Genomic DNA, 12,868 nt, shown 5'->3' with positions numbered 1-12,868 from the left:
CTCGATCAGCGCGCGGCAAGTTTCACGATGACGACCTTGCCGGACTCGTTGAGGATCGTTGCCTGAAAATAAGGCTCCGACGCAGTGGCGCAAAGCGAGAGTTTCAGAATTTTCGCGTTCCTGAGGCGATCCCTCAGTTCGTCCTGGATCTGCTGGTAAGTCTTGTACGTCCCTCTGGTCCAGCTTGCCGAGCACGCAGCTTCGCTCGCCGAAACGGAGGGACTTCCGCCGGCTGCGATCGAAATCACGAGGGCAGCGAGCATATAATTCATGTGCGGTTCCAGGCGAGAGATGGACTCCTGATGCTGAACACACGATGAACAAATGACCCGAAGCGCGGATCTGGCTGAAGTTTAGCATTTATTTTCGCAACATAAAGGCTCAAGCACCGGATGGCCGGCGAGGTGTAAAGTCACGCGCAAGCTTCCCGGGTTGGGCGTCTCCTCCAGCGCCGCGAGCGCGAAAAGAGCACGCAGCGCGCCGAGTTCGGGAACCGCGATCCGCCATTCGAGCACCAGGGATGCGGCGCATACGTCTTTCAAGGCCATCAATGTGGCTTCATCGGCAATCGCGCATTCGCCCGAGATTCGCGCCGCGAGGGCGTGAAGAAGCACGCCTTGCCGCTCGTCCTGCTTCCGCTCGCGATGCAGATCTCTCACGGCCGAGGTCAAGGCAAGCGTCGGCTTAAGCAGGCGGCCTACGGGCACGAAAACACCGGCTCCGCCGAGATCCGCCTCCAGAAAAATGTCGCCGCCCTGCGCAAATGTCATGCCGTAATCTCGCACGAACCGCGCGACCACTTCGCTACTGTTCGTCATTTTTTCCGATTTTAATAAAAACTTCAGTTCGGAAGGGAGTGCAATGCCTACAACCGTCGAGTTGCGAGCTCGACAATTAGTGCTTACGAAGTGGCCCTCTTCGCAGCGAGCGCGACCGTGCTATCGTTTTGAAGCCATTTTAGGGCTATTTGAAAGAATACGGCGCCCGGCCATACGGTCCCGCAAATCAGGGCTTCAGCCAGCCGACGATATGGGCCGGATACCGCTCCACCCGCACCTTTTTTTCGCTGATGGCTGAACCCCTTATCGCGATACCCGCTTCGAACACGGTCTCCTGCGTGCCCGATACGAGGGGGTGCCACCAGCCGAGGTCTTTTCCTTCCTCGACGAGGCGGTAGGCGCAGGTTTCGGGCAGCCACGAGATCCGGCGCACGTCTTCGGGCGTCAGCTTGACACAATCGTGAACATGATCCTGCCGCGCGGGATAGTTCGAGCACTGGCATGTGCCGAGGTCGAGGAGCTTGCAGGCGAGACGGGTGACGGCAATCTGGCCTGTGTCCTCGTCTTCGAGCTTGATAAGACAGCACTGGCCGCAGCCATCGCAAAGAGACTCCCACTCCTCGGTGGACATCTCTTCGAGCGCTTTCGTCCTCCAGAAGGGCGCTTCGTCCCCAGCCGCGTCGGATTTAGTGCCCGGATCGGCAATTGAGCCTTGCCATTTTAACTGTTTTGCAGACTCGTTTCTTGGCATAGTACCGGCCGGATGGAAGACAACAGGAAGCTGTGAAGACACGTGCGGGACTGGATTACCAAACCGAACAGGCGCAGCCGCTCAATCAACTGGCTCGCGCTCGATTCCTGGATCGATTCCTCGCTCTACGGCCTGTATGCGAGATTTAAAGACTCGTGGGCAAACTACAACAATTTCTTCCAGCGCTTCCGTGTGACGGGCTCGCGCCGCATGGCCACCGAGTTCGTTTCGGAGGCCATGACACTCGGCACGGCGGGCCTCGCCGTGGTGCTCATGTTCGAGCTTCCGGCCATCGAACTCACGAAGAACCCGAATTGGCGCACCGGCAGCGAATTCTCCGTCACGTTCCTCGACCGATACGGCAATGAGATCGGCAAGCGCGGCATCCAGTTTTCGGACGCGGTTCCGCTTGAGGAAATCCCCGACGTCCTCGTCAAGGCGACGATGGCGACGGAAGACCGGCGCTTTTTCGATCATTTCGGCATCGACATCATCGGCACGGGGCGCGCTATCGTTCAGAACGCCCGTTCCGATACCGTCGTACAGGGTGGCAGTTCGCTGACGCAGCAGCTTGCCAAGAACCTGTTCCTGTCGTCGGAGCGCTCCCTTCAGCGCAAGATTCGCGAGGTGTATCTCGCGCTGTGGCTCGAAGCGCACCTGACCAAGAAGGAAATCCTGAAGCTCTATCTCGACCGCGCCTATCTTGGCGGCGGCACCTTCGGCGTGGAAGCGGCCTCGCAGTTCTACTTCGGCAAGTCGGTCCGCGACATCAACCTCGCGGAAGCCTCCGTGCTGGCGGGCCTGTTCAAGGCGCCGACGAAATATGCGCCGCATTCGAACCCGGCCGAATCGCGCGCCCGCACCAATCAAGTGCTGACGAACCTCGTCGACGCGGGCTTCATGACCGAAGGGCAGGTTCACGCCGCGCGCCTCAACGCCGCGAAGATCATCGACCGGCAGGAGGTCTATGTCCCGAACTATTTCCTCGATTGGGCTTTCGAGGAAGTTCAGCGTCTCATGAAGGGCAAGGGCGAATATGTGCTGACGGCGCGCACCACGGTTGACGTGCCGCTTCAGAAACTCGCCGAACAGGTGATCGACAATGCCTTCGAGCGCGAGGCGAAATATGCGCGCGCAACGCAGGCCTCGCTCGTCTCGATGGATACCGATGGCGCGGTGCGCGTGATCGTCGGCGGCCGGGACTATGGCGACAGCCAGTTCAACCGCGCCACCAAGGGACAGCGGCAGCCGGGTTCGTCGTTCAAGCCTTACGTTTACCTGACCGCCATCGAATCCGGGATCCGGCCCAACAAGGTTTACCCGGACGTCGCGCCGACATGCGGAAACTGGTCGCCGTCGAACTATGGCGGCGGCGTAAGCGGCCGCGCCATGACGCTTTACGAAGCGATGGCGAGGTCGGTCAACACCATCGCGGTGAGGCTTTCGCTCGATGTCGGCCGCGACAAGCTGCTCGAAAACGTCCACAAGATCGGCCTGACTTCGGTGCGAAAGACCTGCTCCATGGCGCTCGGCGATTCCGGCATCGCGCCGCTCGACCACACCGCGGGCTTCGCCGTTTTCGCAAGCGGCGGCAAGGCGATCCGACCCTACGCCATCGTTGAACTCCGCAACACGAAGGACGAAGTCGTCTATTCGCGCGAGCGGGACGAGCCTGCGCCGGCGCAGATTTTCAAGCGCGAAGACATCGAGACGCTGAACACGATGCTGGAAAAGGTCGTCACCGAAGGCTCGGGCGCTGCCGCGCGGCTCGATTTCACAACGGCCGTCGGCAAGACGGGCACGAGTTCCGGTCCGCGCGACGTCTGGTTCATGGGCTTCACCGGGCAGTACGTGACGGGCGTCTGGTTCGGCAATGACGACTTCAGCGAAATGGCTGCGGGCACCACCGGCGGCCACCTCTCCGCACCCGTCTGGCATCAATATATGGCGGCGGCGCACACCAACATGGACATTCCGCAGATACCGGGCCTCCCGCTGCATCCGCGACAGGTCGAGGAACGGCAGCGGCTTTCGGAAATCCGGCGCGACGAACCGGGCTTTGGCGGCGGTCAGGATGCGGCGCGGCGTATGCCCATCAAGACGCAGAAGATGCTCACCTCGCTGTCGAAGCTGCTGAAGGAAGCGCGGAAACTTCAAGCCGCCGACACCCAGAAGGACGCCACTCTGGACAACCTCCCCGTGAGCACGCAATAACAATAGCAGTCGCCGCCTTCCGCACCGTCCGGTAAAGCCGCTTCGTCAGGTTCACCACCATGCCCTTCCTCACACGGTTCTTGCTGTTTGCGAGTATCGCCCTGATCCTGGGGTTGGGCACGACCTGGCGCGCCGTCAGCGGCGGCTTCTTCGCGACCACCGCGCGCCACGGCCCGTGGACGTTATGGCTTCGTGAGGGGACGGCCGACGCCGATCCTTACACCATCGCGCACATTGCGCGGGAAGGCTCGCTCCCGGTCACGGCTGCGAGCGCGATGACTTTTACCGCCACGCGCGACAGCGCCGGATCGCGTCTCACTGGCGACTGCACATATGAAGTGAAGGGCTATGCCATCCCCGCGCTCTGGTGGAACATCGCCGCCTTCCGCAAGAACGGCGAGACGATGCCGAACAAGACCGGCCGTTCCAGTTTTTCGAGCGCCAACATTCTCGCCGCCCCTGACGGCGCCTTCGTCGTGCGTCTCTCGCCCGAGGTGCAGCCCGGCAACTGGCTTCCATTGGAGCGGGGCGAGCGGGTGGCGCTGCGCCTGACCGTCCTGCGCCCGCTCGCTCCCGACGTGCTGCTGAACGCGGCCGGTCGCGTACTGCCCACGATCACGCTCGTGGAGTGCTCCTGATGGCGGGGTGCTCGTGATGGGAAAATGGCCCTGGGTGCTCGGCGGCATCGTCGCCGGTGGCATTATTCATATCCTCGCGGTGTTCGGCATATCGTCGCTGGCCGAAGGGGACGCATGGTCTAGGCTTGCGGCGGCGATGCCACGTAACGCCATCGTGGTGCCGGACGGCAAGTCTGCCCCGACGCTGCCGTTTTCGCCGCCGGACGTCGTGACGGCCTATTGCCTGTACGATCTCACCGACCGCAACGTGATCGTCCGCGCCCCGCTGTCCGAACCGGCCTGGACGCTGGCCGTCTCGACCCGCTCGGGCGAAAACTTCTATCTCGTCGCGGGAGCCGATTCGAAAAGGTCGGAGGTGCGTCTGCTGCTGATCCGCCGGGATCGCCTTTCGGATGAGACCAGCACGGAAAAGACCGTGGAGGGCGACGATCAGAATATCGTCGTCGCACCGGGCGAAACGGGCATCGTGGCGATCCGCGCGCCGATTCGCGGGGAGAGCTTCCGCGCCCAGACCATTCGCGAGTTGCAGAAGGCGCGCTGCGAGTTGCAGCCCGTGGAACCTCTGGTCGCGTCAGTTGCGGTCCCGGACGAGGAACCGCCCGCGCCGCAGCCGCAGCCTCGCCCGAAACGACGCGGCAACCGCTAAGGTTTCTGGCAAAACGGGCACCGGGCGCTGCCGGCTCGGAACCTCGTCGCGTTCTCGCTCGAACAAGAAAATGTGTAGATGGTTTCGGCCGAAGCCCTACGAAAAGACCGCGAACTGGCTTTCCCCAAACGAAAATCGAACAGACAGGCCCCCGCAAAGTTTTGTAGGGTATCTAAAAACGAACCCTTTGGGAGAGCCCATGCTTATCGCGCTTCTGGCCGACATCCACGCGAACCGGCAGGCGTTCACGGCGTGCCTCGACGATGCGAAAGCGCGCGGCGCGGAACGCCACGTGCTACTTGGCGATTTTGTGGGCTACGGCGCCGATCCGGTCTGGTGCGTCGACAAGGCGATGGAGCTTGTCGCGGGCGGCGCAATCGCCGTCATGGGTAACCACGATGCGGCCGTTAACGATCCCACCATCCGCCTGAACCCGGAAGCGCAGGAAGCCATCGACTGGACGCGCGGGAAGCTCGGGCAGGTGGAGCGCCGCTGGCTCGCCGAACTGCCGATGGAGCAGTCCGACGAGGGGCGCCTCTATGTCCACGCGGACGCCAGCCAGCCCGCGAAGTGGATCTACGTCCTCACCGTGGAAGAAGCCGCGCGCAGCCTCCGCTCCACGCAGGCGCCCATGACATTCTGCGGCCATACCCACAAGCCCGCGATCTTCTCAACCACGCCCGCGGCGAAGATGACCGCGTTCAGCCCAGTGACGGAAGTCGCCGTGCCGCTGCACGGACTTCGCCGGTGGCTCGCCGTGCTGGGCAGCGTCGGCCAGCCGCGCGACGGCAATCCGCGCGCCTGCTACGGCCTGTTCGACACCGAAAAGAAGGAAATCATCTACGTCCGCGTGCCCTACGACATCGAGTCAGCCGCCGCCACGATCCGCGCCGCGCGCCTGCCCGATTTCTTCGCCGAACGCCTCTTCATCGGACGGTAACGCGCCATGGCGAAACCCACCCTCCAACGCGGCGACGTGCTCGACGGCTTCGTACTTGAGGAACTGATCCACAAGGGCGGCATGGCGCGGCTGTGGAGCGTCACGAAGCCGGGCATCGACGTGCCGATGCTCATGAAGGTTCCCGTGCTCGGCGAAGGGCAAGACCCGGCGGCGATCGTGAGCTTCGAGATGGAGCAGATGATCATGCCGCGCCTGTCTGGCCCGCATGTGCCGCGCTTCATCGCGGCGGGCGACTTCGCGCTGCATCCGTTCATTGTGATGGAGCGGCTGCCGGGCCGGTCGCTGCTGCCGCGCCTCTCCGAGCTGCCGCTGCCGTATGATGAAGTCGCGGACATCGGCTGGAAGATCGCCACCGCGCTCGACGATCTCCATCGCCAGCACGTCATCCACCTCGACATCAAGCCGAGCAACATCCTGTTCCGCGAAACGGGCGAGGCGGTGCTGCTCGATTTCGGCCTGTCGCATCACCAGCAATTGCCGGACCTGATGCAGGAAGAATTCCGCTTGCCCTACGGCACCGCGCCCTACATGGCGCCGGAGCAGCTTCTGGGCGTGCGAACCGATCCGCGCAGCGACCAGTTCGCGCTCGGCGTGCTGCTCTATTTCTTCTCGACGGGTGTGCGCCCCTTCGGCGAGAGCGAGCGGCTCAGCACCATGAAGAAGCGGCTCTGGCGCGATCCCAAGCCGCCGCGAAACTTGCGCAAGGATTATCCGCTGTGGTTGCAGGAGATCGTGCTGCGCTGCCTCGAAGTCGAGCCGGCCTGGCGCTATCCGACCGCCGCGCAACTCGCTTTCGAGCTATCGCATTATGACCAGATCCGGCTTACCGCGCGCTCGGAGCGGACCGCTACGGATTCGTTCTGGACGCGCGTCAAACGACGTTTCAATCCGCCAGAGCGGAAAGCGCCCGTCGCGCCGCAAACGGTTTACAAGCGGCTGGCCGCCGCGCCCATCATCGCCGTGGCGGTCGATCTTTCGGAAGCCTCGAAGGAGACGAACGAGGCCGTGCGCGAGGCAGCCGGGCGCGCGCTCGCGCAGCTTCCGTCCGCGCGACTTGCATGCCTCAACGTGCTGAAGACGAGCTATATCGCCACGCGCGACACCACGCTCGACGAGGCTGGCCATAACAAGCATGTGAACCGCCTCGTGCAGCTACAGGATTGGGCGCAGCCGCTGAAGCTGAAGGAAGGGCAGATCACCTTTCACGTGCTGGAGGCGACGGACCCGGCGTCCGCAATTCTCCATTACGCCGAACAGAACAAGGTGGACCAGATCCTTCTCGGCGCGCGGCGCAATTCGTTCCGGCGCTCGCTGCTCGGCAGCGTGTCCGCAAAGGTGGCGTCCGAAGCGGGCTGCACCGTGACGGTTATTCGTGTGCGCCGCGAAGAGGCCCAGGCGGAACCGGAGTCGGCTGAGGCTCCATCCAGCGGGGAAGTCAGCGAAACCGTGGCCGCACCGTAAGCGCGGTCGCGTTTGAGCGCCGCCTCATTGCATGGGTGACAGGCGCGCACTGCGGATTGACAAGCGCGCCAACATGGGCGAAGGGGCCATGACTGGCGCTCTGGCGACGGGGGACATCAATGAGTCGGGCTGTAAGACGGTGGATTGCCGCCGTACTGGCGATATTTTGGCTCGCGATGACTGGCGCGGTTCAGGCGGACGACGGTTACACTGCCGCCGACATGCTCGCGGACTGCAAGCCGATCCTGCGGTTGGCGAAGCCGGGCAGCAATCCAGACGAACTCGAACTCGAAGACACATTCGCGACGGGCAATTGCTGGGGCGCGTTCCTCACCGTTCAGCAACTCCTCATCACGCGGCTGGAGACGGACCGCGATCCGCTGTTGCAGGTCTGCGTGCCCGAAGGCGTCTCGCTCCTGCATCTCATCCAGATTTTCGACCGCTTCGCGCGCCTGAACCCGGCGCGCCAGACCGAGCCGTTCACCACGGTCGCGATGGCGGCGCTGCGCTCCGGCTTTCCCTGCAGCGGGAAATGAAGACCGGCTCGGCTGCGGCGCTGCCGGGGGCGGATGCTCAGGCCGCCTTCTCGAAGGTGAAGACGCAATAGCGCATCGCGCCGGTCCGGTAGGCGGCGAGGATGAGGAATAACGTCGCCGCGAACGCCTTGTTGTGCGCGCCGCCGTCAAGCAGGAACGCGCGGTAGCGGCGGTCGCTTGCGAGCTTGGCGAGGCTGCGGCGGATGCAGATCGCCCAGGTGCGGCTCACCTGCCCGCTGATGTCGTCAACGCGCGCAACGCTGAAGCCCGCGCCCTTTGCCAGCGCGCAATAATCCTCCTCGGTGCCCATGCCGGGGAGTCGACCGTAGCGGCAGATGCGTTCGAGAAGGATGCCGTCGACACGCCCGAGCGCGCCGCTTTTCGCCAGCCACGCGCAGACCGCGAGCCGTCCGCCGGGACGCAGCACGCGATGTGCTTCCGCGAAAAAGCGCGCCTTGTCCGCGATATGCTCCGAGCTTTCGATGGCGTAGGCGCGGTCGAAGCTCGCATCCGCGAACCCGTTTTGAAGCCAGTCGCACAGCGAGATCGAGACGCCGGGAGCGTTTCGCGCCGCTGCCATCTGAAACTGGCTTTCGGATATCGTCACGCCGTCGAGTGCCACACCGTAGCGCGAGGCGAACAGCCGCGCCGTTTCGCCATAGCCGCAGCCGATGTCGCAGACGCGCATTCCGCGCCCGAGGCCAAGCCGTTCCGCGACGAGAGCGCTCAGCGCCTCGGCGGCTTCCGCGCTCGTCTCGCGCCCGGTGCGCCAATATCCGTGATGGACGTGATCGCCCCAGATTTCGCGGTAAAAACCGTCGAGTTCGTTGTAATGCAGCGCGACGGCGGCGCTCGTCTGATCGGCACTCGGAAAAATCATGAAGCCCTCGCGGCGGCAGCGGGTTGATTGTGCTGCCAACGCTTGGACGGGCGCTGCGGTTCATCGCGCGCGATCTTTTGATCGCGCGCTTGCTTCGCTCTCTATTTCCCGGCCTTCTTCGCCGGCTTCGCATCTGCCGCAGGAGCAGCCGCCGGCGGATCTTCAGTCGACACGGCAGCCGCCGCCGGTTCTTCCTGATACCCGGCCATCGGGGTCGCGTTACAGCCGACATTCGCGTCGGCCCAGCAGCCGCGCGACGCGAGAAGCCCGAAGCCCGCGGCCGCAGCGTGGCCCGCGCCGGACGCTCCCGAAACGCTGTTACGGTTCACCGCGCCGCCGTAAAAGCTGCCAGATGCCTGAGCGTTCGCTTCCGCGATGCCCGCCACGGTCAAAAGTGCGCTTATGAGCAGTATTTTTTTCATGCCCCACCTCCCTATTGACTCGATAATTTAAAGGGAGCGGAGGCGGGATTCTATCGAATCGTATCAAATCCCGCTGCTCTGTGTAATTTTCGTTCGCTTATGTGATGTTTTTAGCACCCAAAGACGGCGCTATCTTTGTGGGGTTTCATACATGCGCCGCACGTCGCGGGTGAGCGCATCGCGCGACGGGGCTCGGAAATACATCATATGCCCGCCGCGATAGACATGCAGTTCCACAGGGGCGGCGCCGTCGATCGGTCGAAGCTGCCCGATCAGATATTTCGACAGCGCGTAGGGCGTGACGAGGTCGGTGTAGCCGTGCGCGATGAAGACCTTGAGCGCGGGGTTTTGCGTGCGCGCCCGTTCGAGAAGTTCGGGACCGCTCGTTTCGTGAGTCCGCTTCTTGTCGCCCGCCCAGCGGCGATTGGCCGTGTCGTTCAGCAGGCGATAATCGAGGTCGGTGCGAAACGCCAAATCCTGGGCGATGTAGGTCGCGGCAGCGGGTGCCAGCACGCTCGAAGCGCCGTCGAGGATCACGTCGAACCTGTCGGATCGTGCGGGCATGGGAAGCGGCGCGCTGACGGTGGCATCGTAGCGGCTCAGCCTGCGGTTTGTCGCGCGCTCAAATTCGTCGAAGAAGACGTGGTCCGGCGCGCGCCCCTGATTGCGGGCGACGATCTCCGGCGATAGCCCAGTCAGCTTCGCGACCCTCGCCGCGATGGCGTCGTTCGGCGCTCGCCCGCGCGTGACATGCACGAGATAGTCGGTCTCGGCGAAGGTTTCGGCCTCGCGCGCGATGTCTTCGACCGGCGTCTTCGCTCCGTCCTTCAATTCGGCGGCCGCGACCGCGAGCGAGGGAAGGTCGAATGTCAGCGGCAGGATATTAAACTGGTTGGCGCGCAGAAGCGGAAAGTCGAGCGCGGGCGAGATCAACACCGCGCCCCGCACGTCGAGCCCGTCATCAAGGAGCTTTTCAGCAAGGATCGTCGCGCGCAATCCGCCATAGCTTTCGCCCGCGAGATAGACCGGCGCGAGGCTTCCACCGTTCCGCGCGAGCCAGACCCTGATGAACGCGGCGACCGAGTTCGCGTCCTTATCGTCGCCCCAGAACGCGGCCTCCTTGTCGTCGCCGCCGCCGGTAGCGCGGCTGTAGCCCGTGCCGATGGGATCGATGAAGACGAGGTCGGTGAAAGCGAGCCACGTGGCGGGGTTGTCCACGAAACGAACCGGCCGGACGGGCGCGGCTCCATTCTCCGCGAACGGGACGATGCGCGGACCGAGCGCCGCGATATGCAGGAAGGCCGATGCCGCGCCGGGGCCACCGTTGAAGACGAAAGTCGTCGGCCGCGCGGGGGCGTTCGCGGCCTGATACGCGACGTAGAACATCTTCGCCGCCACCTCACCCTTCGGCCCGAAGAGAGGCAACGTGCCCGCCGTTGCCTTGTACGCGAAGGGCTTGCCGTCGAGCGTGATGGTGTGCTGCGTGACGCTGTCGGCGCGTAAATGCTGCGCGAAGCCGCCGCCCTGCGACGGGGCGGACGGCGCTTCGCGCTTGTTATCCGCCTTTTCCGCCGCCTCGCCGTGGGGAGGATAGCCCGGAGGAAGCTCCTGCGCCGCCGCCGCTTGACAGAAAAGCCCGATCAAGGCGAAAGCGCCGACCAGGGCTTTGAGATTGCTTGTTACGCTTTTGTTGCCCACAGCCACCCGAAAACCCTCTTGCTGTCACACCGCCTCCTAAGATGGCGCTTAGCCAAGGCATTTCAATTCAAAGGAGAAATCATGCAGAAGCTCTGGATTTTCTCGGCGACGCTGTCGCTTGCCGTTCTCGGCTCCGGCTACGCGATGGCGCAAGCCAATCTCAAGGAAGTCTGCAAGGCGGATTATTCAAGATTCTGTTCGGATGTAATGCCGGGCGGCGGGCGCATCATCGCCTGTCTGAAAAGCCATGAGAAAGACTTGCAGCCCTCATGCGCCGCCGGACTGAAAGAGCGGGACGCAAACAAAGCGGGCGCGCAAGGGCGTTAAGGCGCTCAGCTTCGGCCGAAGGCGGATAAACCGCCCTTGGCCGAGCCGAATCAGAACCAGCCACACTTGCCGTGGCTCCATGACGTCGCGCACACAGCGGCGCTCGACAGGAATTGCCCGACGGGAGCGTGCATGAGAGAGAGGAGCGCGCCCGTCCCGGTGATGATCGCGACCGTCACCATCGCCGCCACCAGATACCAGAGCCGCGCGAGGATCAGCGTGATCTTCACCGGCCCCTGCTCCTGTTGGGTCAGGCTCACCTCAGGGTGATCCGAAATGCTCTGCGCCACCGTCCGCGCACCGGGCGTGAAGCGCGCCAGCACGCCGCTCAGCCCGACGATGAGATGCACCGCGGCGGGAACGAGCGGCGTCATCAGCATGCCGGTCACGAACAGGCCCTCCGACCATGGCGCATACAGCGCCTTGTTCATCAGCGCTTCCCAGTTGAAGCGCGGCAGATCGGCGGAGGTAAGCGCGAGGTTCAGCACTTCGAGCGTGTTGGGCAGGACCAGCGCCAGAACGATCATGAGCAGCAAGCCCGAGAGGAACGTGCCGACGATTACGCCGAACACCGTGACGCGGCCCTTCAGGTTCGGTTCGGCGGTCTCCTCCTTGCGGATGAGAGTGCGGGTTGCCGCCCATGACAGCCAGTCCACCGACGCGTTGGTAATCGGAAGCAGGATGAAAAACAGGAACAGGAGAAACGTGAACTCGCTCGCGAAGGCCAGCGCCGCGCCCGCGAGTACCGCCACCGTGATCGAAAACAGCACCGCGCCCGCCAGCGCGAACGCCATCGTCAGCCCGAAGGCCAGCGCGAACCCGCCAGCCATCGCACCCATTACAGAGGTCGCGTTGTTCTGATGACCGGAAAAGGCGGACGCCACCGCGAAAGCGATCGAAAACGCGATCATGAAAGCAAAACCGCCGAGCACGACGCGCGAGATGGTTTCCGCGAGTGCGCTGTCGCCGCCGAAAGTGGTCCAGGCGTGCTCGATCAGGCGCACGAGGTTGCGGAACGCGACGAGGATCACGGATGCGATCAACACGAAAGCGGCGGCGAAGACGAGCACCTGAAGCCACGAGATCTTCTCGATCGCGATGCCGTTCGTGATGAGCGTGAGGGTGAGAAGCGAGATCGGGAAAATGAACGCGATGGCGAGGCAGCGCTCGAAGGACTGGCCACTGAAGGGCGCGCCGAACCAGTCGTCGAGCCATTCTCCCAGTCGCCGCATGGTTACGAGCCAGGCATCGAACGGCGACGCCGCGCCAAGCCGATCCTTCAGCGCCATGCGGTCCGGGTAGTTCGCAAGCTGGGTCGATAGCGAGCGGTCGGGAAACGGCAAGAGCCATGCAAGCACCGTCGCGAGCAGCGCGATGAGCGCGGCCATCACGGAGATCACGCCCCAACCCTGCCAAACTGCCAGAGAAACGCCTGCTTCTGCCGGTTGCATGCGTCCGTCCCCTCTGTTGCCCCGCGTTTTGGTTAGCAACCTGGACGGCCCCACGCAAGCAACGCCTGCGTTTCTCGTGCCTTATCTTCGCGGATGATGTCGGC

14 protein-coding genes are annotated in these 12,868 nt (G+C 63.6%); 7 read left to right on the top strand and 7 right to left on the bottom strand.

Translation table 11 applies throughout. The annotated features are described in order from the left end of the window. Window positions 1-5: 5 nt before the first annotated feature. The 3 genes from RVAN_RS11860 to RVAN_RS11850 form a co-directional block, all read right to left on the bottom strand. The gene (locus RVAN_RS11860) at window positions 6-272 is read right to left on the bottom strand and encodes a hypothetical protein (protein ID WP_013419959.1); all 267 of its coding nucleotides are present in this window, start codon (window positions 270-272) and stop codon (window positions 6-8) included. 81 nt (window positions 273-353) lie between these two features. Beyond that, a complete protein-coding gene (locus tag RVAN_RS11855) occupies window positions 354-818 on the bottom strand; it encodes a hypothetical protein (protein ID WP_013419958.1) in 465 nt (154 codons plus the stop codon). A gap of 187 nt (window positions 819-1,005) precedes the next feature. After that, complete coding sequence (locus RVAN_RS11850; protein WP_013419957.1) at window positions 1,006-1,530, bottom strand: YcgN family cysteine cluster protein; 525 nt, start codon at window positions 1,528-1,530, stop codon at window positions 1,006-1,008. Window positions 1,531-1,572: 42 nt separating this feature from the next. Here RVAN_RS11850 and RVAN_RS11845 point away from each other — a divergent pair, with 42 nt between their 5' ends. From RVAN_RS11845 to RVAN_RS11820, 6 genes are all read left to right on the top strand, one after another. Then, on the top strand, window positions 1,573-3,744 hold the full coding sequence (locus RVAN_RS11845; protein WP_013419956.1) for a transglycosylase domain-containing protein: 2,172 nt from the start codon (window positions 1,573-1,575) through the stop codon (window positions 3,742-3,744). Window positions 3,745-3,803: 59 nt separating this feature from the next. After that, a complete protein-coding gene (locus RVAN_RS11840; RefSeq protein WP_013419955.1) occupies window positions 3,804-4,382 on the top strand; it encodes a DUF1214 domain-containing protein in 579 nt (192 codons plus the stop codon). 16 nt (window positions 4,383-4,398) lie between these two features. Next, a complete protein-coding gene (locus RVAN_RS11835) occupies window positions 4,399-5,028 on the top strand; it encodes a DUF1254 domain-containing protein (protein WP_013419954.1) in 630 nt (209 codons plus the stop codon). Between the two features lie 199 nt (window positions 5,029-5,227). After that, window positions 5,228-5,968, top strand: coding sequence for a metallophosphoesterase family protein (locus RVAN_RS11830; protein ID WP_013419953.1), 741 nt, complete (start codon window positions 5,228-5,230; stop codon window positions 5,966-5,968). Window positions 5,969-5,974: 6 nt separating this feature from the next. Then, window positions 5,975-7,450: a serine/threonine protein kinase gene (locus tag RVAN_RS11825; protein ID WP_013419952.1), complete on the top strand. Its 1,476-nt coding sequence runs from the start codon at window positions 5,975-5,977 to the stop codon at window positions 7,448-7,450. Window positions 7,451-7,569: 119 nt separating this feature from the next. Further along, window positions 7,570-7,986, top strand: a complete 417-nt coding sequence (locus RVAN_RS11820) for a Rap1a/Tai family immunity protein (RefSeq protein WP_013419951.1) — start codon at window positions 7,570-7,572, stop codon at window positions 7,984-7,986. A gap of 37 nt (window positions 7,987-8,023) precedes the next feature. Here RVAN_RS11820 and RVAN_RS11815 read toward each other — a convergent pair whose 3' ends face one another. The 3 genes from RVAN_RS11815 to RVAN_RS11805 form a co-directional block, all read right to left on the bottom strand. After that, window positions 8,024-8,866, bottom strand: coding sequence for a class I SAM-dependent methyltransferase (locus RVAN_RS11815; RefSeq protein WP_013419950.1), 843 nt, complete (start codon window positions 8,864-8,866; stop codon window positions 8,024-8,026). A 101-nt stretch (window positions 8,867-8,967) separates the two neighbouring features. Further along, window positions 8,968-9,288: a hypothetical protein gene (locus tag RVAN_RS11810; RefSeq protein WP_013419949.1), complete on the bottom strand. Its 321-nt coding sequence runs from the start codon at window positions 9,286-9,288 to the stop codon at window positions 8,968-8,970. Between the two features lie 129 nt (window positions 9,289-9,417). Further along, window positions 9,418-10,932 (bottom strand): S10 family peptidase, encoded by a 1,515-nt coding sequence (locus tag RVAN_RS11805; protein WP_155942438.1) that lies wholly within the window; start codon window positions 10,930-10,932, stop codon window positions 9,418-9,420. Between RVAN_RS11805 and RVAN_RS20850 the strand changes: the two genes are divergently transcribed. Next, window positions 10,912-11,313, top strand: coding sequence for a cysteine rich repeat-containing protein (locus RVAN_RS20850; protein WP_245257980.1), 402 nt, complete (start codon window positions 10,912-10,914; stop codon window positions 11,311-11,313). The two genes, RVAN_RS11805 and RVAN_RS20850, sit on opposite strands and share 21 nt — an antisense overlap. A gap of 50 nt (window positions 11,314-11,363) precedes the next feature. Here the strand turns inward: RVAN_RS20850 and RVAN_RS11795 are convergent, their stop codons facing one another. Beyond that, window positions 11,364-12,764 (bottom strand): hypothetical protein, encoded by a 1,401-nt coding sequence (locus RVAN_RS11795; RefSeq protein WP_013419946.1) that lies wholly within the window; start codon window positions 12,762-12,764, stop codon window positions 11,364-11,366. Between the last annotated feature and the right edge of the window lie 104 nt (window positions 12,765-12,868).

Source organism: Rhodomicrobium vannielii ATCC 17100, from assembly GCF_000166055.1.
Lineage (GTDB): Bacteria > Pseudomonadota > Alphaproteobacteria > Rhizobiales > Rhodomicrobiaceae > Rhodomicrobium > Rhodomicrobium vannielii.
This window is presented reverse-complemented; position numbering and strand designations above follow the sequence as displayed.